Below are 22226 nucleotides of genomic sequence, written 5' to 3' on the forward strand. Positions count from 1 at the left end.
TGACGTAGCGGTCGGATTTCGAGCGCTGAATTATATCTGCCGCCTTCGCGCAGCCTTTTTTAGCTCGCCATGCGGCGAGCCGTCGTTCACCGATTCGACGACGCCCTGATCGGCATACTCTGCAGGAGCGGCGCCACCACTGTCTGATACTCGGGCACCCAGCGCCGCAGGTCGCGCCGCACCTCGTCGTCGCTGAGCACGCGATGCTGCATCAGCCACGGCAGCAGCTCGTCGAGCAGGTTGTCCGGCACCTCGCGGGCCCGCGCGATCCGGAGTTTCGGATGCGGCGTGCGGGTCGTCGTCTCGTCGTCGGCGAGCAGTTCCTCGTAGAGCTTCTCGCCCGGCCGCAGCCCGGTGAATTCGATGCGGATCTGCCCTTCCGAGAAGCCGTACAGGCGTATCAGGTCGCGCGCGAGATCGACGATCTTGACCGGCTCGCCCATGTCGAGAATGAAGATCTCGCCGCCGCGCCCCATGCTCGATGCCTGCAGCACGAGCTGCGACGCTTCCGGGATCGTCATGAAGAAGCGCGTGATCTCCGGGTGCGTGACCGTCACCGGACCGCCCTTCGCGATCTGCTGCTGGAACTTCGGAATCACGCTGCCCGCGCTGCCGAGCACGTTGCCGAAACGCACCGTCTCGAATTGCGTGTGCTCGCTCGTCTGCTGCAGCGCTTGGCACGCCATCTCCGCGAGACGCTTGCTCGCGCCCATCACGTTGGTCGGGTTGACGGCCTTGTCGGTCGAGATCAGCACGAAATGGCGGACGTCATGGCGGATCGCCGCCCGCGCGACACGGTAGGTGCCGAGCACGTTGTTGCGCAGCGCCTGCCACGCGTTGAGCTCCTCCATCAGCGGCACGTGCTTGTAGGCCGCCGCATGGAACACGATGTGTGGCACGTGGCGCGACATCACCTGGTCGAGCAGCAGCGAATCCTTCGCATCGCCGATGATCGGCACGACCGGCTGGTCGGGGAAGCGCTCGCGCAGTTCCTCGGTCAGGCGGTACATCGCGTATTCGGAAAGGTCGAAGGCGACCAGTTGCGCCGGCGCAAAGCGCAGGATCTGCCGGCACAGCTCCGAACCGATCGAGCCGCCCGCGCCCGTCACCATCACGACGCGGCCGCGCAGCAAGGCTTCGACGTGCGGAGTGTCGATGGTTACGGCGTCGCGGCCGAGCAGGTCTTCGAGGTCGATGCTCCGCACCTGAGACAGGAAGCCTTGCCCCGGCATCAGTGCGGTCAGCGACGGCAGCACCATCGCTTTCACGCCGGCGCGCACGCAAAGCGTGGCGACGCGACGCTGCGTTTCCACCGATGCGGACGGAATCGCGATGATCGCGTATTCGACCTTCAGCATCTCGGTCCAGTGCTTGAGGTCATTGAACGAGCCCAGCACCTTGTAACCGTAGATCTCGCGGCCCTGCTTCGTGACATCGTCGTCGAGCAGGCCGACGAGGCGCCACTCGCCCGAGCGGGACAGTTCACGCGCGAGACTGGCGCCGGCCGTACCGGCACCAAGCACCAGCATCGGCTTGCCCTGTCCTACAAGACCGCCGTACAGGTAGAACTCCTTCGTCGCGCGGTACAGCGCGCGTGCGCCGCCCATAATCAGGAACAACATTAACGGGGAGACCAGCAGTACGGATCGCGGAATGATCGGCGACGGCTGGAACATGACCGCGCCGATCATCACGATCACGCCGCCGCAGGCGAGCGCCTTCGAGATTCGCATCAGGTCGGGCAAGCTCGCGAACACCCACAGGCCGCGATACAGGCCGAATACGTGGAACATCAGCGCGTAGACGGGGAGCACCCAGGCGAGCGCGGCAAGCGCGCCGTTCAGAAAATCAGGCGGAATGCTGCCGTTGAACCGGACGAGATAGGCGAACAACCATGCGGCGACTACCGCCAGCAGGTCGAACAAAAAAGCACTGAATGACAGCCATGATGCTTTGGATCGCAACATCGGCGGGAGACCTCACGAATTGTTATCAATGGCCGTCTGCAGCCGGCGCCAGCGCATGTCGATCACGACGCCGATGCACGTCAGCACGCCATGCCACGCAAAAAACGTCAACCATTGCTGCAGCGCGGGACGGCCCAGTGCCCACATCGCAACAATTATGCCTGCGAGCATGATGAGGTACCAATAAATGGCGGTGCGCCCGTGACTCATGCCGGAACGCACCATCCGTTGATAATAGTGCTCGCGGTGCGCTTGCCAGAACTTTTCTCCGCGTAACAAACGTCTCAGGAGTGTTACAGATGCGTCCGCAATAAAGGGCGAGAACACCATCGCCGGGAACCAGATCGGCCAGATCGCATCGCGCCAGCCCCAGTAGCCGAGCGCACCCGCCATGAATCCGAGTGGAATTGAGCCTGCGTCGCCGAGAAACAGTTTCGCCGGGTGGAAGTTCAGCAGCAGAAAGCCGAGCGCGGCACCCGCGATCGCAGCGCCGCTGGCGACGAGATCCGGGGACGGATGAGCGCCCGCAAGCCCGGCGACCGCATAAGCGCCGAATCCGAACAGCGCCATGCCGCCAGCGAGCCCGTCCGCACCGTCCATGAAATTGTAGAGATTGGTCAACCAGACCATCACGAAACCCATACCGGCGAGGAGCCACCACGGAGCCGCAGCCGGATAGGCCACGATCAGCGCAACGACTGCCGCAAGGTGCGCAGCGAACCGGACACGAGCGGGCAGCCCACGCCGGTCGTCGAGTTGCGACAAGGCCGCCAGCGCCGCGGCAGCGATGGCAGTCAGCCACATCCGAGGTGCGAGCCACAATATCGCGACGACGCAGACCGGCACGATGCCCCAGCCGCCAACTCGCGGCGTCGGACGCGTGTGCAGCGAACGATCGTTCGGAATATCGGTTGCGAGACGCCAGGCCAATCCGGTGGCAAGCAGCGTCCGCAGGATCGCCGTCGAGCCGACGGCGGCGGCCAGGGCCATCGCGGCGGCGGCGAGCCACGTGGTTATCGTGAAATGCATATTGCCTATTTTTGGGTATCGCGCGAACGATACCACGCGGCCGTCGCAACAAGGCCTTGTTGCGTCGTATAGGGAGGACGCCAGTCGAGAACGCGCTTGATGTGCCCAGTATCGAGCTGCAGGCTGCCGGTCAGACGGTCGATTGCCGCGCTGCGGCCGGACAGATTGCCGATCGCGCGCAGCACGCCTGGGGGAACCGGAAACAGGCGTGCCGGTTTGCCGAGCGCAGTGCCGATCATACGGAGCAATTCCGTCACGGACGGTGCGTCGTCGTCTGCGACGTGGAAGCAGCCGCGTGCGGCGCGCGGATCGGTCGCGCAGTGCAGTAGCGCATCCGCGAGGTTGTCGGTGTAGACGAGACTGCGGCGGGCAGAAATAGCGCCGAGCGGCAATGGCACCCCACGCCAGACGGCATCCATCATTCGCAGGAAGTTTGCGCGAACGTCTGGGCCGTAAACAAGCGGGGGGCGGACGATGACGACGTCGAGGCCGGATGACTCAGCGAACTGCCGCAGGACCTGCTCCGCTTCGCGTTTCGAGCGGCCGTATGCGTCTTCGGGCCGGGCGGGATCGTCTTCGCCAAGCGGGCTGCTACCATCGGTTTCCGCAAGAGCCTTGATGCTGCTGACGAACACGAAGCGCCGCACACCGTTACGTCGAGCAGCTTCCGCCACCCGCAACGTGCCCTCGACGTTGGTTGCCCGATAGACGGCGTCGAGGTCAGCTGCGGTGTCGTTCAGCATGTGTGCGCGTGCGGCCAGGTGGACGACGCAGTCGGTCTCGGGCCAAACCTCGCCGTCCAGCCCGGCAAAGTCCTGGCCATCATAAAACCATTCCCGAACACCCTCGGCACAGCCGCCCGCGCGCCTGACGAGCCCCGTCACGACATGACCGCCTGCCGTCAATGCCCGGCTCACAGCTCGGCCGACGAAGCCATTCGCCCCAGTCACGACGACTCGACTCATAACCATTTCCAGCCGAACCGGTTGTAGAACTTGAAGGCCGATGCAACGAACATACGGATGTGTACGAAGCCTTTGCGGGCAGCGCCACCTCCGTGATGGAGAACACGCACTGTAGGAACGTACGCAACGCGTGTCAATTCGCGCGTACGCAGGCTCAGGTCGTAGTCCTCGAAATAAAGGAAATAGCGAGGGTCGAAGCCCTTCAAGCGTTTGAGCGGCTCGGTTCGGAACAGCATGAAGCATCCGCTGACAATCGGAGGATCCCAGACAATGTCCGTCTCATTAATGCGGTCGCGCATTTCGTAATGGGCGAGCCGGCGGGCGAAAAGCTTTCGAAGAGCGTTGGGCAGGAACCCTCGCACGAACAAGTCAAGCAACGCGGGATAACGGCGGCAGAGGTATTGCAGCTTCCCTTCGTCGTCGCCGATACGGGGGGACAACAAGCCGACATCAGGGTGACCATCGAGGAAATCCAGCGCCCGAGCAAGCGCCCCAGGCTCGAGGTCAATATCTGGATTCAGAACGAGGTGGTAACGGCTCCGACCCCGTTCGATGGCCAGATTGTGGCCGCGCGCATAACCGACGTTACCGTGTCCGGAAATGAGATTGCACTCGATTCCGCCGTTGCCAAGTGCGGCCAGATCCGCCGACAAGCTGGACGACCAACCGCCGTTATCAACGACCGACAAGCTAACGGCCAACTCCGGGCGCACCTCGCGAAGACGATTGCTGGCAACGCCAAGACTCACGAATGTCCGCGCAAGCAGCGCTTCGTTCGGAAAGTATGTCACAACGGAAACCGAGAGCCCGTCATCGCTGGACGGGGGGGAACAATTAGAACTGCTGGAGCGGAGTTCGATGGAATGAGGCGCCACGTGTGGATAGAAATTACAATAGGGGCGGGAACCAGCGACAAGTGTGCGCATACCGGCGCACATGCGCAACTGGTATTGCCATTTGTAGCAAATATGCTGCCGCAGCGAAGCCGAACGCTTTCGTTCGAAACACCCTTTCCCCTTGTCCGCGGGATAGGGTGGAATGGTCGGCGCAACCACACGAGCCCCCCCCACACACACTCGGTCTCGCTGGCTACTCCGCACATCTGCGAAGCCAACCGTCATACGCGCCTGACATTGATAGCGACGCTGATCGCAGTTGCTTCCGGCCCGGTGTCGCCGATCGCTCGCGCGACCGCCACCCGCGGCATTGCACTGAGCACGAAAGATGGCCGGTGCACCACATATGGACTTGCCATCGTCTAATCTCCAGGCCCCGAGGCGTTCGGCAAAACACGTCACGACATTGGTGCTCGGACCTGCCAAACGTGACTAGGCACTCGTCTATAATCCGTATCTCAAATTTTACGAGGTCGGCATGAGCGCGGTCGCAACCACGTCGGAATCAAGACAGATCACAGGGACTATCATCGTCAGTGTAGCCAGCATCGTTGCGCTGCTCGCCTTCCTCTACTGCGGATACATAGCTGTCCGCTATAGCGGGCAGCACATGCTCATCCGCAACTTTTCCTTCCGTCAGACGCAAACGGCCTTGACAGCGTACTGGGCGTGCCGCGACGGATTCAAGCTGGCGTACGAAACACCGGTCGGGGGAGCCCCGTGGGCGATTCCGTTCGAATTCCCGATTTATCAATGGGTCGTATCCTGGGTTTCGTGCTCTTTCGGGTTCGATCTGGAACGCGTTGGCCGTCTCGTCAGTTACGCATTTCTCGCGGCCTGCGTTTTTCCGATCGCGCGACTGTCCCGAACCCTCTTCTCGGGCCAGTGGCCAGTTTATTTTATTGCCGCAACGGCCCTATTCTTCTCGGCCCCACTACACATCTTCTTCAGTAATGCATTCTTGATGGAGAGCACGGCGCTCTTCTTCTCGCTCTACTTTGTCTCGTACTCGATCAGTATGATTCAGGGCGTTCGTTCCGTTCGAACAGGTATCTTGACCGGCACCTTCCTCACACTCGCCATTCTGCAAAAATCGACAACGGTGTTGCCGCTTGTGCCAGTGTTCGGCCTCTGGATGCTGTGCGCCGCGGCCCCCGAAATACGCGCTCAAGGCTTGAAGTCCAGAGCACTCTGGCTCGGCATCATCGCGATACTGATCCCCTTTATCATCGGCACCGCGTGGGCCAAATATTCCGACATTGTCAAGGAGTTAAACCTACTCGGTCATCACCTGACGTCGTCGGCGCTCATGAAATGGAATTTCGGCGGTGACAGGCTTGACTGGAAGCTCTGGCTTTGGGTTATCTGGCATCGAAATGTCGTCACGAATATCGGTGGCTGGCTCGGTATCGGGATAATGGTTGCCGGCGTCGTCACACTCGATCGGAAGCATCGCGGCTTGATTGTGCTGAGCGCAGTCTTGTTCCTGATGTACTTCATGATCTTCACGAATCTGCAGTACGTACACGAGTACTATCAGATATCGAACGAAGCATTCCTGCTGTTCGCCGTCGCGGTGGCACTTGCAGGAGCAATGCAGCACTCGAACAAACTGCTGTCTGCTGCTGGCGTTATTGCGCTGATAGCGGTCGTCGCATTGAATATCCAGACATTTCGCACGAGTCAAAATTTCAAGTGGCTCCAGGAAGTGCATGGCCTCAATGATCCTGTCTTGGCCTCCGCTCATTTTGTGCGTGACAATACCAATCGCTCGAAACCAATCATCGTGTTTGGCGACGACTGGAATAGCGAATTCCCGTTTTACAGTGAACGGAAAGCCTTTGTCGTTCCCAAATTCTTTCCCCAATACGACGATGTGTATCAAAACCCGGCCAAGTATGTCGGCATGCAACCTTCTGCCGTTATGGTATGCCGAGAAGACCGGTCGCCCGAATTTGAATCGCGCATAGCTGCCGCCATGAAGCCGAGATCAATCAAGCAGTTGGAGCTATGCGACATTTTTCTGAAATAATATATCGGCGTCCTATATTTTTGGCGCCTCCGGCTCGCGGATTCATTGCTGGCCGGAGGCGGCAACCAACAACTGATTGCGCCACGACAGGCCGCCCCGCCCGTTCTATAGCCAGCCCCTCTCGGTCAGCCTCATCTTCCACACTCCTTTCCAGAACTCCGGGCATCGCAAGCCAACCGTCCGCACTCGACACTCGGCATTCGAAATGCCGCGAGTGCTTGACTACCCCGGCGAGGTTGTGAAATAGGCAATGGGATAGTAAAGTAGCGCGGCTTTCCACACAGCTCGTGAGGCCTGAGTCACGCATGCGAACGTACTGCCGGGGTTCGACCACTCGCGAAACGCCCTCCTATTCGAAATCACGTAGACCCCTCTCGGGGGCTGAATGAATGCGCAGCAGACCACTCGTCGTTGATCTAGACGGCACCCTGATCCGTTCAGACATCCTGCTCGAATCAGGGTTCGCCTATCTGAAGTCGGCTCCACACCGGTTCTACAAGCCGGCCCTGTGGCTGATGCGCGGCGGGAAACCTGCATTGAAGGCCCATCTCGCCGACGCGACGAACCTAGACGTATCGGTTCTGCCTTATGACCCCGCCGTCATCGAATGGCTTATACGCGAACGAGCCGCCGGCCGTTCGCTCGTACTCGCCACGGCAAGTCACGAACGCTATGCGCAGGCGATTTCAACTCACCTCGGTCTGTTTGACAAAACATTCGCGACGGACGCAAACACCAATCTCTCCGCCGCCAATAAGCGTGATTGTCTCGTGGCCGAATACGGCGTAAAGGGATTCGACTATGCTGGCAACTCGCACGACGACCTTCCCGTCTGGAACGCCGCCGAACGTGCTTATGTGGTCAATCCGCAAAGCGGCGTCGAGCGCGCGGCACGCAAGATCGGCAACGTCGAACGCGTCATCGATTCCCGCCCCGTCATGCTCAGGACCTGGAGCAAATCGCTGCGGCTCCATCAATGGCTGAAGAATCTCCTGATCTTTCTGCCGTTGCTTGCCGGGCACATGCTGGATTCGCCGCAACAGGTGCTGGCGGCACTGCTGGCGTTCGTCGCGTTCGGCCTTTGCGCATCAAGCGTTTACCTGCTCAATGACCTGCTCGATCTCGACGACGACCGCCACCACCCCGTCAAATGCAAGCGTCCGCTTGCATCCGGCGCGTTATCGCTTACATGGGGCATTGGCCTCTTTCCGCTCCTGCTTTCAGTGGCGTTCGTCATGTCCTGGGCGCTATTGCCATGGCGCTTCTCGGCCGTGCTGCTCGCGTACTATGCACTGACGCTCGCGTATTCCACGTATCTGAAACGACGCGTCATGGTGGACGTCGTCGTGCTCGCGGCACTTTACACGATTCGCATCATCGCCGGCACCGCCGCCGTAGGCGCGCATCTGACGTTCTGGCTGCTCGCCTTTTCGATGTTCATTTTCCTGAGTCTTGCGCTCGTCAAGCGATACGCTGAACTGCACGCGATACAGGCGCGCGGCCTTGTCAAGACACGCGGCAGAGGCTACATCGCCAGCGATCTGCCAATGCTCTCGTCGCTCGGCACGTCCTCGGGCTACCTGGCAGTCCTGGTGCTCGCGCTTTACATCCAGGACGCCAGGACGACGAGCCTGTATCGTCATCCGCAGGTGATCTGGCTCGCCTGCCCACTCATGCTGTACTGGATCAGTCGAACGTGGATCATCACGCATCGGGGCAAGATGCACGATGACCCGATCGTTTTTGCTGCACGCGACCGTATCAGCCTGTTGATCGCCGCGTTGTGCGCCATCATCTTCTGGGCGGCTACCTGATCGATGGGTACGATGCTGTCATGGGGACGCTACCCAAATGCACCGCAAACACCACATGCCGTCACCTGGCGCGACACGGCCCATTCGGCCTGGCAAGCGGTCGCTCACGATCAAGGATCGTCGCTCGCGTTCGGAAACGGCCGAAGCTACGGTGATAGCTGTCTTGCAGCTTCCGGCCATGTTATGCACACGAGGTCGCTCGACAGGCTGATTGCCGCTGACTGGCAAACCGGCGTGCTTCGCGCGGAGTCGGGCGTGACGCTCGACGAAGTACTCGACGTCGCAATACCGCGCGGATGGATGCTGCCCGTCACCCCCGGCACAAAATACGTGACGCTCGGTGGCGCAATCGCAAACGACGTTCATGGCAAAAACCACCACGTCCGCGGCACGTTTGGCAATCACCTGCGCCGCTTCGCGTTGGCGCGCAGCGACGGATCGCTTATCGATTGCGCACCGGATACACAAGCCGAATTGTTCTCGGCCACCATCGGTGGACTCGGCCTGACCGGGCTCATCATGTGGGCCGAAATTCAGCTGATGCCAATCCACTCCAGCCTGATTGACGTGGCGAGCATCCGATTCCCGAATCTCGACGGATTTTTCGAACTATCCGAGCGGCTCGATCCCGAGCACGAGTACAGCGTTGCATGGGTCGACTGCCTGAGTCGCGGCGCATCGCTTGGGCGCGGCATTTTCATGGTTGGAGACCACGCCACCGAAGGGGCGCTGGAGGTCAACCGCCGCAAGAAGTACTCGGTGCCGTTTACGTCGCCCGTACCACTGTTCAACGGGGTCACACTACGCGCGCTCAACGAACTGTATTACCAGCGACAGCGTCACCCCGAAGTCCATACGAAAGTCGACTACGACGCGTATTTCTACCCGCTCGACAGTCTGCTTGAATGGAATCGAATCTACGGACGAGCGGGCTTCCAACAGTACCAATGTGTCGTGCCGCCACACACGGCTCGCGACGCAACGCGCGTGATTCTCGAAGCGATCTCATCCAGCGGAACCGGCTCGTTTCTTGCCGTGCTCAAGCGCTGCGGCAAGAATATTTCGCCCGGGCTCCTGTCCTTCCCGATGGAGGGGACATCTCTGGCGCTTGACTTCCCGCAACGAGACGCATCCATTACGCGACTTTTCACGCGGCTCGATGCAATTGTCCGGGAGGCCGGCGGGCGACTCTATCCGGCAAAAGATGCACATATGTCGGGAACTGACTTTCGCGCGGCTTATCCGCAATGGCAACAACTCGAAGCACTGCGCGATCCCGCCATGCTGTCGCGTTTCTGGGAACGAACGACTCGATCATGAAAAACATACTCATCGTAGGTGCGACATCCGCGATCGCAATCGCATGTGCACGCAAGTGGGCGTCCGAGGGTGCACGTCTTTTCCTCGTCGCGCGCAATGGCGAGCGCCTTGAACAGGTTGCCAATGATCTGCGTGCACGCGGCGCAGGTCTGACCGAGTGCCATCGTCTCGACATCGACGATCTGGGCTCTCACGCGGACATGCTCACCCATTGCGCTCAAGCGCTCGGCAAACTCGACATCGTACTCGTCGCGCCTGGCACGTTGCCGGACCAAAACACTTGCGAAGCCGATCCGGCAATCGCCGTACGTGAATTCAACACAAACGCCGTTTCGGTGATTGCACTCCTAACCCCCCTCGCCAACGTGCTTACGGCACAAGGAAGCGGCACCCTTGCCGTGATTTCTTCAGTGGCAGGCGATCGCGGACGTGGATCCAATTACTTGTATGGCAGTGCAAAGGCAGCGCTCTCGGCATTCTGCGAGGGATTGCGGGCTCGCCTGTTCAAGGTTGGCGTTCACGTGGTAACGATCAAACCCGGATTCGTCGCAACGCCGATGACCGAAGGCATGCCGCTTCCTGGCCCGCTCGTTGCGATGCCGGAGAAGGTCGCCACCGACATCGTGCGCGCGATCGATCGGCAAACGAATGTGCTCTATACCCCGTGGTTCTGGACGGGGATCATGCTCATCATCCGCTCGATTCCGCAGCAAATCTTCAAACGCCTTTCCCTGTAAGTCGCGCCATGAAACAACAGCAACTGGAGACCACTTGTGCGGTCTTCATGCTATGTCTAGGCATGCTTACGGTTGCCACGACAATCGTCGGCGTGGTTCGGCATTTTTCGCCCGTTCCGTTCTGGGATCAGTGGGATGGTGGACTTCAGTTCTACATCAATGCGCTGAACGATCCGGCGACGGCGTTCTTTCAGCAGCACAACGAACATCGTCTCGCATTCCCCAAACTGTTCTACTTCGTCGACATCCGCTACTTCGGCGGCCGCAATGTCCTGCTGTTGATCGTCAACCTGCTTTTCGCACTATTGGTCGGCATTGCGCTCTATCGCGTCATCTCGCGCGATCTTCCAGAGCGCCGGGCGCCTCGCGCAATCGTCGCAGGTACGCTATTGATTCTCGTCTTCTCGTTCGTGCAGCACGAGAACTTCAATTGGGGGTTCCAGAATCAGTGGTTCGCGATCTATCTGTTTGCATTTTGTGCATTCCGTTCTCTCGAACGCAGCGCGGAAAAGCTTACGGGGCACGCCCCCCTATGGAGTGCAACCGCACTCGCATGCGCTGCACTCGCGACAATATCGATGGCGAGCGGACTGCTTGTCTTTCCGACCTTAATTGCATTCTGTCTCTATCTCAGGCTACCCCGGACAACGCTCGTCACCTTGATTGTCGCGACCATCGTCGCATGGACGCTCTATTTCCATCACTGGACGTCGCCCGGCGGCGCCTCGCTCACCGCCTCGATGATTCAGCACCCGGGCGGCGTGCTAAAGTTCGTTCTCCTCTATCTCGGGGCACCGATTCATTACGCGTTGCCGGGCCGTCGGACACTCGTCCTGCTGTGCGGATGTTTGTTGCTCGGAGGTGCGCTGCTTGGCATATGGATTGCGCTGACCGCACCGAAGCGTCCTCGCGCCGTCACGCTATTGGCGATGGCCGTGTTTCTGATCGGCAATGCAGTCATCACGGCTGCCGGGCGCTATATATTTGGCCTTGATGCCGCGCTTTCGTCGCGCTACACGACGAGCGGATTGATTGCGTTCACATCCGTCGCTTTTTTCCTCTGGCTGAACCTGTCGCAGCGCATCCCACGCACCACCGTCGCAGTCGTGTTCATGCTGTATGTCACAGTTGTCGCTGGCGGCCAAAGAGCAGTGCGCGAATCGGCGCATGACGAGGTTTATCGCAAGTTGATCGGTGGACTCGCGCTGCGTTCGCACGTCTACGATGCCGATTACACATCGGCCCTGTACCCCGATCCGTTCGTATTGCGCTCGACCGCGCAAGCCGCCGAAAGGTCCAGACTGTCCATTTTCGCCACTGACAACGCGGACTATTCTCAACCGCCCGAGCACGTTCAATCCGACATCTGGTGCGAAGGCCAAATCGACGTCGTAAAGCCCACCCAAACACCCGGCGTGCTCGCCGCACACGGATGGGCTTTCGATCCCGGGTTGCGCCGTTACACCCTATCCGTCCTGCTGACAGACGCCGCCGGCCGTGTGCTCGGACAAGCACTCACTGGCGAACGACGTGAGGACGTCGCTGCCGCCCTGCAAACGCAGGACCCATACGGCGGCTGGCTCGGCTTTTTCAAGGCGCCCCCCGATCGACGCGTGAGGGCATTCGGCGTGCTTGCGCCCGATCGCTATTGCGCGCTGCGCGGCGTGATCGACGTGCCCGCGCCGGTGCCATCGACCTGAAATTTCTGGCTCCCCTTGCCAGCAGCGTATCATTCCACTTTTTAGCGGCACTCGAAACGTTCCGTTTCCCAACCTATGACCGACACTCGCATTGTCATTCCCGGCGGCGCCGGGCTCGTTGGACAGAACCTAGTCGCGCGGCTGAAGACCCGCGGCTTCAATAATCTCGTCGTACTCGACAAGCATCGCGCGAACCTCGAAGTCTTGAAGCGGGTCCACCCCGACATCGAGGCCGTCTATGCCGACCTGGCCGACCCCGGCCCGTGGGCAAGCCATTTCGAGAACGCCGAAGTCGTCGTGATGTTGCAGGCACAAATCGGTGCGCCGACGATCGAGCCGTTCATCCGAAACAACATCGATTCCACGCGAAACGTGCTGGACGTGATCAAAAAGCACCGCATCCCTTTCACGGTGCACATCAGTTCGTCTGTCGTCAATTCGGTTGCCAAAGACTTCTATACCGACACGAAACGCGAGCAGGAACAGATCGTCGTTGCGTCGGGCATTGACTGCGTGGTGCTGCGCCCGACATTGATGTTCGGCTGGTTCGACCGCAAACACCTGGGCTGGTTGTCACGCTTCATGCAGCAGGTACCAGTATTTCCGATTCCGGGTAGCGGTCGCTTCATGCGCCAACCGCTTTATGTCGGCGATTTCTGCAACGTCATTATCAGTTGCATCGAATCGCGGCCGCGCGGCTCAGCCTATAACATCAGTGGCCTGGAAAAGGTCGACTACATCGACATCATCCGCGAAATCAAGCGTAGCACCCGCGCGCGTTGCGCGATCCTGCGCATTCCCTACGGGTTATTCTATGTATTGCTCAAAATCTACGCAGTCTTCGATCGCAATCCCCCCTTCACGGCCGATCAGCTGAAGGCCTTGACCGCTGGCGATGAATTCGAGGTAATCGACTGGGAAAACACCTTCGGTGTTCGCGCGACGCCGTTCCACAAGGCCGTGGACGAAACGTTCAACGACCCGACCTACAGCCAGATCGCCCTTGAATTCTGAACTTATGAAAAACGAACGCGTCGCCGTGCTGGGCGCAGGTCCGATGGGACTTGGCGCCGCATACCAGCTCGTCAAGGACGGCTACAAACCTGTCATTTTCGAGGCTGACGACCGCGTCGGCGGAATGGCCGCCTGTTTCGACTTCGGTGGTCTCTCGATCGAGCGCTACTACCATTTCCACGCGATCTCTGACCACGCCTTCTTCGATGTACTCGACGAACTCGGCATCAAGGACAAGATGAAATGGGTCGAGACCAAGATGGGCTATTACTTCCGGGATGAAGTCCAGCCTTGGGGCAACCCGGTCGCATTGCTTAAATTCCGCGGTCTCAGTCTCGCCGCAAAAATTCGCTACGGATTGCACGCGTTTCTGTCCACAAAGCGCAACGACTGGAAGCCGCTCGACGGTATCGAGGCAACCGGATGGATTCGCCGTTGGGTAGGTGAAGAAGCGTGGGAAGTGCTGTGGCGTCGCCTGTTCGATTACAAATTCTACGATTACTCGCAGAATCTGTCGGCGGCCTGGATCTGGAGTCGCATCCGACGCATCGGCCGTTCGCGCTATGACCTTTTCCGCGAGAAGCTCGGTTACCTCGAAGGCGGTTCGGATACGCTGCTGAATGCGATGCGTGACGCGATCGTCGCAGGCGGCGGCGAATTCCGGTTTCGCACTCCGGTTCGTAAGGTCGTTATCGAGAACGGAGAAGTGAAAGGCATCGAGGCCAACGGCGAATTTACGCCGTTCGACCGAGTGATCAGCACAGTCCCGCTGCCGTATGTGGCGCAGATGATGCCCGACCTGCCCGGCGAGTTCCTGGAAGCCTACAAGCGACCGAAGTACGTTGCAGTCGTGTGTGTTATCGCCAAGCTCAAGCGCGCGGTCACAAACAATTTCTGGCTCAACACGAACGATCCGGACATGGACATTCCCGGTATTGTCGAATACACGAATCTCCGTCCGCTGGACCAGCACATCGTCTATGTGCCGTTCTACGTGCCGGGCGAGCATCCGAAGTATCAAGAGGCTGACGAAGTCTTCATCGACAAGGTCAAACGATATCTGATGAAGGTCAACCCGGCCATCCGGCCGGACGACTTCCTCGATGTCCGCGCGAGCCGCTATCGCTATGCTCAGCCGGTGTGCGATCCCGGTTACCTCGACAAGCTCCCCCCCATCCAGTTGCCGGTGAAGGGGCTCGTCGTGGCCGACACGTCCTACTATTACCCCGAAGATCGCGGCATTTCGGAGAGTATCGGCCTCGCGCGGAAAATGGCGAGGATGGCATGAGCGCCGCGCAAGCCACGACGACGCGCACCGAGGAGTCGAAGCGCTTCCTGATGTTCCTGCTGACCGGTGGCTTGGCCGCCGCGGTCAACTGGAGCAGCCGGATCGTCTACAACCTGTGGGTGCCATTCTCTATGGCGATCGTGCTCGCCTATCTTACCGGGATGGTCACCGCATTTGTGCTTGCGAGGCTTTTCGTATTCAAGCGAAGCACGCAATCGACTGGCAAGTCCGTATTCTTTTTCACGCTTGTCAACGTACTCGCCGTTGCACAGACATGGCTCGTCAGCATGGGGCTCTCTTACTACGCGCTTCCCCGCCTCGGCGTCGCCTGGCACGCGAAGGAGATCGCCCACTTGGTGGGCGTGGCCGTGCCGGTGTTTTCCAGTTATATCGGCCACAAGAAGTGGTCGTTCAGGGAAGACTGACGGCTCTGGCCACGCTGCCCGTCGCCGGCAATCTGGCGACGATATATCACACCAGCATGAGCTGCCACGTCGGATAACGATTTGCAGTGGTTCGAACTGCTGGATGACCAGCGATCGATACGGTTGAATCGCCCCCGTGCCGGTCACCGATAAAGCCCCCATCTTCCCGAAAAGGCGTGTCAAGTTGGTTGGCTCGCGACATTGCGATTGCGTCGACGCACATACCGACCGAAGTCACACCGCATGAAACGAGGCAGAGGGAATGCCCACGCACCTCGTCCCCTCCATCACGATTCCGTCACCGCCTCGACCACGCGCGAGTCGACCTCAAACTGCACGCAAAGCTGCCGCGCATATCGGTCGGCAATCTCGATGACGGAAGCGTCGACTGAATGATGTCGACGCACCCATAGCTGAACACTGCGAATCTCCTTGAGCAATGCCTCGGCATCACCGCCGATGGTTACGCTGGCTGCGTGCCTGCGATGCCGATTGAGCGACTTCGGAACGAATGCGATCATGCCTCGATCGGCCACCCGCAGGTAGACCATCCAGTCGCCCGCGACCCGAAACTGCCGGATATCGTCGAAGTGACGCTTCAGGACATCCTCGAGAATCGCTCGCTTGAACACGACCGCGCTGACGTTCGGTATCGTGTTCTTGACCGCAAGCGCGCCGGATATTTCCTGCTTGCCGTCGGCGATATAGGACTGCGTCCACTTGTCGACCGAGATATCGGCCACGTAGTCGCGATAATGCTCGCAGATGAGCTCGCCTGTTTCGGCCATCTGCTTCGATTCGCAGTAGCTCAAGACTGTCCTTTCGTCGTCGAATCCCTGCATGACGGCATCAAGGAATTCCGGATCCGACAGATCGTCCGCTTCAGCTATCCAGACGTATTCGCCCTTTGCCAGCTCGACGCCGCGCTTCCACTGTGCGAAAACCGAACCTGAATTCGCGCTATTGACGACGAGACGATTGTCGACTCCCTGATTCGCCAGCCGTTCGCGAATGGCGTGAACGCTCCCATCCGTCGAGTTGTCGTCCAGCACGATCAATTCGTAGATCGGATAGGTTTGCTTGAGAATCGAACCCAGCCGCTCTTCGACGAAGCGCTCGTAGTTGTAGTTGGGAACCACGACGGAGACGCGCTTGAAGCCGCAATCCAGCATGTCGAGCAGATCGAATACATAGTGGCGGAACGAAAATTCCTCGGCCACGATCCGGGCACCCTTGGCACCCAGATCCTGCGCATGCCCGAAATGCTCGACGACTTCGCGCAACGCGCCGGCGAAAGCCGCAACGTCCTCGAAAGGAACCACGATGCCACCGCCCCGCTTCAGCAGTTCGCAACTGCCGGTCGCGCCATCAAAAGCGACGACCGGCACACCGACTTCCAGCGCCTCGAGTACGACGGACGGGAACGGGTCTTCTCGGGACGTCAACGCAAGAACATCGGCGCCTGCATAGTAGAGATCCGTATCGGCATCGAGACCCGTGAACAAGACTTTGCGCTGCAGGCCGTGTTGCGCGACGATTGCGTCGACCTTCGCCTTGGCCTCGCTCTCCCAATGGCCTACCCAGACGAAATACACGTCATCTCGATCGGCAAGTTCGGCAGCGGCTTGCGCGAACATATCGACGCCCTTGCGAAAGTCGGCGTAGCCCACGCCCAGCACGATCTTCGCATCTCTCGGAAAATGCAGGCGTTCGCGCAACGCGGAACGCGCACGCTCGACGTCACCACGCATATGGTTGCGCTTGTACAACCCTTGGGGCCGTACGCGAACCTGCTGCTCGTTCAGCCCGGCGAACTGCGTGAACGAGCTTCTCACCATTTCAGCCGGGAAAACGACCGACTTCGCGTGAGCCGAAATCTCGGACGCATGGCGCTCGAGGCCATATTTGGTCAGCATGCCCTGCAGTTCGTGAACCAGCGCGATGCATTTGACGCCAGCCCGAGCCAAGGTGCCGGTAAACAGGCCCGACACCGTCGTGTTGCAAATCGCGGCGCCGAAGCCCTGTTGAACGAGCTTGTTGACGAGTGTCTGAGCTTCTTCACCCACGTGATCGAAGCCTGACAGATCGTGGACGGCGCCCCAGCGCTCGAACTCTGCCTTGAGCGGCCCTTCGCCCAGCAATACGGTCGCGACGTCGATGCCGAAATCCGTAGCCAGGGTCTTGACGAGGTTGAGTGCAAGGAACTGCGCGCCATGCGCATACGCATCATGCGAAACGACCAGAATTCGACGCGCGCTACCCGCCGCAGCGGCGCGCGAAAGCGCATCGTTAGTGGCTTGCAGCCATGCGTATCCGTAGCGACGGTCGGGCTCGAGATGCGCACCTTCCGCCCATTCGTTCCACGCGTTGATGAAGACGAGACGTTCGTCCGGATTCTCGATCCGGCGGACAGTATCGACCGAGGCATTGAACAGCCACTCTTCATACAGCTTCGGCGTCGACCCCACGAAGACGGTACCGCGCCCTGGCTTGCGCGCCTCGTTGTCCCACGAGGGCGTCACACCGCGGAACAGACGGTACTCGGCATCCTGATATGAACGGCTGCGCTCCAGATAGTGCGTCCAATCAAGGATATGGCCGGAATATCCGGTGTTGAGCAGCGTTACGCTATCGGCTTTCGACGGCGGATGGCTGTTGTTCGGCGGAAATTCAATGGCTGCATCGAACCCGTATTCGCGCGGATCCACCTTTTCGAACGACTGTGTATAGGCAAGATACAACTCGCCGAGACCGTTGGCGCGAGCCCATTTACGCCATCGCGCGGCGGTCACGCGCGCATCCGGAAGGAGATTCGGGCGATAGACCAGCAGCAGCGGGCGGCCGTCGATACGAATATAGCGCTCATCCCGCATGTACTGAGCGACATGGGTGATGAACGCCAGATCGTCGTCGGGCGAATGATGTTGCGAAATCAGCAGTTCCTGATCCAGGCCATCCCAGCGTCGGGTCCAGTTTTCATTCGCCCAGCACAGGCAGAAGGGCAAATCGAACTCACGGTGCTCGAGATACTGGCGGATCGGCGTTTCCATCAGCCGCTTGCCGCCGAACCAATAGAAGTAGAAGCAGAATCCGCCGAGACCCGCCGCCTTCGCAAGTTCCACCTGACGGCGCTGCACGTCGGGGATCCGCAAGTCATAGAAGCCCAGTTCACCAGGCAAATGCGGTTGATAGTGACCCGCGAACTGAGGCACGGCGCGCGTCACATTCGTCCATTCGGTAAACCCGCGGCCCCACCATTCGTCGTTTTCCGGGAACGGATGGAATTGCGGCAAATAGAACGCAATGGTCTTGACCGGCACTTCGCGCGGCGGCGCAGGCGGGAACGATTGATAATCGAGCGACGGGTTAACCGCCGACACCGGCAAGCGCTGCGACGCGAGATTGACCTCGTCAGCCTTCGGTTCGGGTGTATCGACAGAAGTGGTTTGCACAAGCTCGGCGACCGGGCGCTTCGCAGCATGTTCGCCTAGCGCTTCCGCATGTAAGCGACGTCGGAACATCATCCACTCCTGGTAGGCTCGCGTATGCGCGAACAAACCTGGGAAAAGCCTGAAGAAAAGCCCCTTCACCTTGCGCTTGAGCGGCCCGGGAACCGGCAATCGTCGGTACAGCAACTTGCCCGCCGAATGAATCGCCACGGTTCGCGTCTCGCCACCTTGAATCAGCCGTTTCGCAAAACGCAATGGTCTTGTGATGCGCCATGATGTACTTGCCAACAGTGTGCCGATCTGCTCGTCGCGCCGTTGGACGCTCGACGCCATCCGGTCGATCTCCGCCGCATGGCGCCCGTCTCGCCGGGCCAACTCGGCGACCGTTCGATGGTAGTCGTTCGCAATCCGTTCACGTTCGCGCTCGAGGCCCTGCGCCTTCTCGATGAGAGACTTGTTCTCGTCCGAAAGACTCCGCGTCTGCTCTGCGAAATGCCCGTCCAGAAACGCCAGGCGCACGTTCGCCTCCGCCAACTGCTCGCTGACCTCGGCCAGACGATCGCTCTTCTCGTCGAGCGTCCTCGAAAGATGCTCCCGGAATGCCCGCTGGAGCTCGACGATTTCCCTCAAACTCATCGGCGTCTGCAGTGCAGGTTCGTCGTGGACCTCGACGCCTTCAACGTGTTCCCGTACCGCGGCATGGTCAGCCGGCTCGCTCCTGCGCTCCGCCTCGAGCGCTTGCACTTTCCGTTGCTTGAGCTGTCCTTCCAACTGCATCGCAAATTCCGCGATCGCTCCGACATCCGCACGCGCGGACAAGCGGAGCAACAGCTCACAACCGTTGGTAATTTTGCCCAATATATGGCCGGGGACCGGCAACTCGAACCATGGGTCATCCCCGGGAACAACAAGTTTGATCGGCCAGCCGTCGTCCAGCACATACGCGCCGAACACCTCCGGCTTCGCCACGAAATCGGTGCGCCACGACCAGAATACCTTTCCATCAGCATCAACAAGGTCGACGTCGATCAATTCGACAATGCCCGGACGGTCGATCACATCGACACGTAGCCTCCGCACCTTGAGTTCCGTAGCAGGCTCGCGCAATTCAAGCCGCGCAACACGTTCACTCCCGTCGCCCGGCACGTAACAGCCCATCGCATGACGCTCGGACCACGCGTCGTCCACATCGGTCTGCCAATACACCTTGCATTCGATCCGACCACCCTGCGTCTTGGAGATCGCCTCTCCGGCAACAGCGGATACTTCGTATACCGTCACATCGAGACTCGGCAGTTCGCCGTCCGACGCCAGTGCGACAAAGTAGAGCGGACGTGCAATGCTGACTTGCTCATCGTCGCTCTGGGCGTTTTCCGGCAGCAAGGTACGCATCTGCGCATCTCTCGCGTCAAGCGCCGCAAGCACCGACCCCGTCATGACGCGCTGGCCGTAAAGCGCGACGCGCGAAAATTGCATGCGCAACAGCGCCTCGAACTCGTCGAGATACAGCTCCTTGACGTGCCACGGATTGGCATAGCCCGTCACATCCGAGTACTCGTATTTGTTCGGGCTGGAAATGATGACGAGCCCGCCCGGGCGAAGCACGCGCCTGATCTCCCGTATCATCGCCTCGTGCTGATCGTGGTGCTCGATCGTTTCGAAACTCACGACGAGATCGACGCTCGCGTCGCCAAGCGGAATATTCGCAGCGGACCCGACGACGTACTCGAGATTGGCCGCACGCTGTCCGTACTCCGCTTGTGCGTGACGAATCGCGTCCTCGCTGATGTCTACGCCGACAACTGTCGCAGCCTCGCGAGCAAGCGCGAACGATCCGTAGCCTTCACCACAGGCAATATCAAGCACACGCAGCCCCTTCGCCAGCTTGCGTGCAACGAGATACCGGTGCATGTGCTCGACCTCGATCTGGGCGGACATCCCGGGAATGTAGCGCTCACCATCCCAAACCAGATCGTCGGCCTGATCGCTTGTCGTCGCAGTATTCTCTTCGGACGAGGTCAAGGTACTCTCGGTAATCTTCAAATATTCGTTAGACATAAAAGCTCTGTTACTACGCGGCCGACGATGCCGTCACCCCTACACGCAGCATCGGTACGGCAAGAAGGTGATTCGCGACGCTTGACGAATGCACTCGAACCGGCAACGCATCGTGAATCCAGTGCAACTGGACATGGTTTTGCTGGGTGCCGTCGGCAATCGCCACGTTGATCATGTACTCGCCCACCGGCAGTAGCGGCATCGCAAACGAAAAATGGGCGGCCAGCGTGTCACTGGCGCCACAAGTCGCATCCTGACCTTTGCACGTCAGATACGTGTTCTCTCCGAACAGGTGCTGACCGAGATGGTCGTTAAAGAAAAAGCCGATGATGGGCGCGCGGACATCGTCATGAATGGATGCGGTCACGCGAAGCGTCACCCGCTCTCCTCCGACGATCCATCCCAACGGCACATTCGAGTCGTCGACAAATTCCACATTCAAGATGCGCGCGGCCCCGCTGCCAAACGACGCCGCATGGGGATCAAACTGCATTATCTCAATGTCGTTGCGATAAGGCGTCGCATTGATGATCGACAACCGCGTATCGGCCTCGCTCGCCGATATCCGCTTGGGTTTGGGAGACTGGCGTTCATCTATGCCAACGGTACTCGCCGTGGAGTCAAAGTACGCCTCGAGATAGGCTTCACATACTTCTTCGGGATCACCGACACGCATGACTTCGCCTTTATCGATCCAGATGACGCGCGAGCACAGCTTCTTCACGGTCGACGTATCGTGGCTGACGAACAGAATCGTGCCGTTCTCCCTGAACTGGTCCATAAACCGCAGGCACTTCTGATTGAAGAAGGCGTCACCGACCGCCAGCGCTTCGTCCACCACCAATATGTCGGCGTCGACGTGAGCGATGACCGCGAACGCGAGCCGCACGAACATCCCGCTCGAGTACGACTTGACCGGCTGGTCAATGAATTCGCAGATATCGGCAAACTCGACAATCCGGTCGAGACGTTCGTCGATCTGGCTGCGCGAAAGACCGTGCAGTTGCGCGTTCAGGTAGATGTTCTCGCGGCCGGTGTATTCAAGATCAAATCCGGAACCCAGTTCGAGCAGCGCGGCGACCCTGCCTACCGTTTCCACCGTGCCTCGGGTCGGGCTTAGCGTCTGACAGACGATCTGCAGCAGCGTGCTCTTTCCGGAGCCGTTCCGTCCGATGATGCCGATGGTTTCACCCTTTGCGACCTCGAAGCTGACGTCGGTCAACGCCCAGAACGCGTCTGCGTACGACTCCGATTTCTTCCGCGCGAATTCGCGCCATCTCCGGCTCGTCAGCGCCCGGCTCGCGAGCCCGAACGCGGCTTGCTTGAGATGGTTTGCCGGATGGTCATACGAACGAAACCCTTTTGCCACTCCGGATGCTCGAATGACAATTTGCTTGGACATTGAAGCCATTCCATGGAAAGCGCGATCCATGCGCGACCGCAAAAGTAACCGGCCTGCTCGGTCCGGACGTAACTGATCATTTTAGCAAACCCGCCCGCTCGTGACAGACGCGGGCACCGCGTATCCATTG

14 protein-coding genes are annotated in these 22226 nt (G+C 59.7%); 8 read left to right on the plus strand and 6 right to left on the minus strand.

The genetic code is table 11. From position 1 onward, the window contains the following. Positions 1 to 86: 86 nt before the first annotated feature. The 4 genes from WS69_RS08570 to WS69_RS08585 are packed head-to-tail and all read right to left on the minus strand — an operon-like array spanning position 87 to position 4752. A complete protein-coding gene (locus WS69_RS08570) occupies positions 87 to 1967 on the minus strand; it encodes a polysaccharide biosynthesis protein (protein WP_059470357.1) in 1881 nt (626 codons plus the stop codon). 12 nt (positions 1968 to 1979) lie between these two features. Continuing rightward, positions 1980 to 2996 (minus strand): MraY family glycosyltransferase, encoded by a 1017-nt coding sequence (locus tag WS69_RS08575; RefSeq protein WP_197419230.1) that lies wholly within the window; start codon positions 2994 to 2996, stop codon positions 1980 to 1982. A gap of 5 nt (positions 2997 to 3001) precedes the next feature. Continuing rightward, positions 3002 to 3961: a UDP-glucose 4-epimerase family protein gene (locus WS69_RS08580; protein ID WP_059470359.1), complete on the minus strand. Its 960-nt coding sequence runs from the start codon at positions 3959 to 3961 to the stop codon at positions 3002 to 3004. Beyond that, the gene (locus tag WS69_RS08585; RefSeq protein ID WP_331457971.1) at positions 3958 to 4752 is read right to left on the minus strand and encodes a glycosyltransferase family 2 protein; all 795 of its coding nucleotides are present in this window, start codon (positions 4750 to 4752) and stop codon (positions 3958 to 3960) included. The genes WS69_RS08580 and WS69_RS08585 overlap by 4 nt, the downstream gene beginning before the upstream one ends. A gap of 583 nt (positions 4753 to 5335) precedes the next feature. Here WS69_RS08585 and WS69_RS08590 point away from each other — a divergent pair. From WS69_RS08590 to WS69_RS08625, 8 genes are all read left to right on the plus strand, one after another. After that, positions 5336 to 6889, plus strand: coding sequence for a hypothetical protein (locus WS69_RS08590; RefSeq protein WP_059470360.1), 1554 nt, complete (start codon positions 5336 to 5338; stop codon positions 6887 to 6889). 389 nt (positions 6890 to 7278) lie between these two features. Further along, complete coding sequence (locus tag WS69_RS08595; protein ID WP_059470361.1) at positions 7279 to 8703, plus strand: UbiA family prenyltransferase; 1425 nt, start codon at positions 7279 to 7281, stop codon at positions 8701 to 8703. 3 nt (positions 8704 to 8706) lie between these two features. Continuing rightward, positions 8707 to 10023 (plus strand): FAD-binding oxidoreductase, encoded by a 1317-nt coding sequence (locus WS69_RS08600; protein WP_059470362.1) that lies wholly within the window; start codon positions 8707 to 8709, stop codon positions 10021 to 10023. Beyond that, entirely contained in the window at positions 10020 to 10760 is a 741-nt protein-coding gene (locus WS69_RS08605; protein WP_059470363.1) for an SDR family oxidoreductase, read from the plus strand. Before WS69_RS08600 ends, WS69_RS08605 begins: the two co-directional genes overlap by 4 nt. A gap of 8 nt (positions 10761 to 10768) precedes the next feature. Then, positions 10769 to 12460 carry a hypothetical protein gene (locus tag WS69_RS08610; RefSeq protein ID WP_059470364.1) on the plus strand — a complete coding sequence of 564 codons (1692 nt, stop codon included), beginning with the start codon at positions 10769 to 10771 and terminating at the stop codon, positions 12458 to 12460. A 75-nt stretch (positions 12461 to 12535) separates the two neighbouring features. Then, on the plus strand, positions 12536 to 13474 hold the full coding sequence (locus tag WS69_RS08615) for an NAD-dependent epimerase/dehydratase family protein (protein WP_059470365.1): 939 nt from the start codon (positions 12536 to 12538) through the stop codon (positions 13472 to 13474). A gap of 4 nt (positions 13475 to 13478) precedes the next feature. Continuing rightward, positions 13479 to 14762, plus strand: coding sequence for an NAD(P)/FAD-dependent oxidoreductase (locus tag WS69_RS08620; RefSeq protein ID WP_059470366.1), 1284 nt, complete (start codon positions 13479 to 13481; stop codon positions 14760 to 14762). Then, entirely contained in the window at positions 14759 to 15187 is a 429-nt protein-coding gene (locus WS69_RS08625; RefSeq protein WP_059470367.1) for a GtrA family protein, read from the plus strand. Before WS69_RS08620 ends, WS69_RS08625 begins: the two co-directional genes overlap by 4 nt. 287 nt (positions 15188 to 15474) lie before the next feature. Here WS69_RS08625 and WS69_RS08630 read toward each other — a convergent pair whose 3' ends face one another. Both WS69_RS08630 and WS69_RS08635 read right to left on the minus strand, forming a co-directional pair. Continuing rightward, positions 15475 to 20694 carry a glycoside hydrolase family 99-like domain-containing protein gene (locus tag WS69_RS08630; RefSeq protein ID WP_442854894.1) on the minus strand — a complete coding sequence of 1740 codons (5220 nt, stop codon included), beginning with the start codon at positions 20692 to 20694 and terminating at the stop codon, positions 15475 to 15477. Positions 20695 to 20707: 13 nt separating this feature from the next. After that, positions 20708 to 22096: an ABC transporter ATP-binding protein gene (locus WS69_RS08635; RefSeq protein ID WP_059470368.1), complete on the minus strand. Its 1389-nt coding sequence runs from the start codon at positions 22094 to 22096 to the stop codon at positions 20708 to 20710. Positions 22097 to 22226: the final 130 nt, after the last annotated feature.

This window comes from Burkholderia sp. BDU5, assembly GCF_001522845.1.
In the GTDB taxonomy this organism is placed as follows: Bacteria; Pseudomonadota; Gammaproteobacteria; order Burkholderiales; family Burkholderiaceae; genus Burkholderia; species Burkholderia mayonis.

What these genes read in the sequence shown, in the direction of transcription:
- WS69_RS08610 (WP_059470364.1), top strand. Translation starts at nt 10,769, where the DNA reads ATGAAACAACAGCAACTGGAGACCACTTGTGCGGTCTTCATGCTATGT.
- WS69_RS08620 (WP_059470366.1), top strand. Translation starts at nt 13,479, where the DNA reads ATGAAAAACGAACGCGTCGCCGTGCTGGGCGCAGGTCCGATGGGACTT.
- WS69_RS08580 (WP_059470359.1), bottom strand. Translation starts at nt 3,961, where the DNA reads ATGAGTCGAGTCGTCGTGACTGGGGCGAATGGCTTCGTCGGCCGAGCT.
- WS69_RS08595 (WP_059470361.1), top strand. Translation starts at nt 7,279, where the DNA reads ATGCGCAGCAGACCACTCGTCGTTGATCTAGACGGCACCCTGATCCGT.
- WS69_RS08630 (WP_442854894.1), bottom strand. Translation starts at nt 20,694, where the DNA reads ATGTCTAACGAATATTTGAAGATTACCGAGAGTACCTTGACCTCGTCC.
- WS69_RS08570 (WP_059470357.1), bottom strand. Translation starts at nt 1,967, where the DNA reads ATGTTGCGATCCAAAGCATCATGGCTGTCATTCAGTGCTTTTTTGTTC.
- WS69_RS08600 (WP_059470362.1), top strand. Translation starts at nt 8,707, where the DNA reads ATGGGTACGATGCTGTCATGGGGACGCTACCCAAATGCACCGCAAACA.
- WS69_RS08590 (WP_059470360.1), top strand. Translation starts at nt 5,336, where the DNA reads ATGAGCGCGGTCGCAACCACGTCGGAATCAAGACAGATCACAGGGACT.
- WS69_RS08615 (WP_059470365.1), top strand. Translation starts at nt 12,536, where the DNA reads ATGACCGACACTCGCATTGTCATTCCCGGCGGCGCCGGGCTCGTTGGA.
- WS69_RS08635 (WP_059470368.1), bottom strand. Translation starts at nt 22,096, where the DNA reads ATGTCCAAGCAAATTGTCATTCGAGCATCCGGAGTGGCAAAAGGGTTT.
- WS69_RS08625 (WP_059470367.1), top strand. Translation starts at nt 14,759, where the DNA reads ATGAGCGCCGCGCAAGCCACGACGACGCGCACCGAGGAGTCGAAGCGC.
- WS69_RS08575 (WP_197419230.1), bottom strand. Translation starts at nt 2,996, where the DNA reads ATGCATTTCACGATAACCACGTGGCTCGCCGCCGCCGCGATGGCCCTG.
- WS69_RS08605 (WP_059470363.1), top strand. Translation starts at nt 10,020, where the DNA reads ATGAAAAACATACTCATCGTAGGTGCGACATCCGCGATCGCAATCGCA.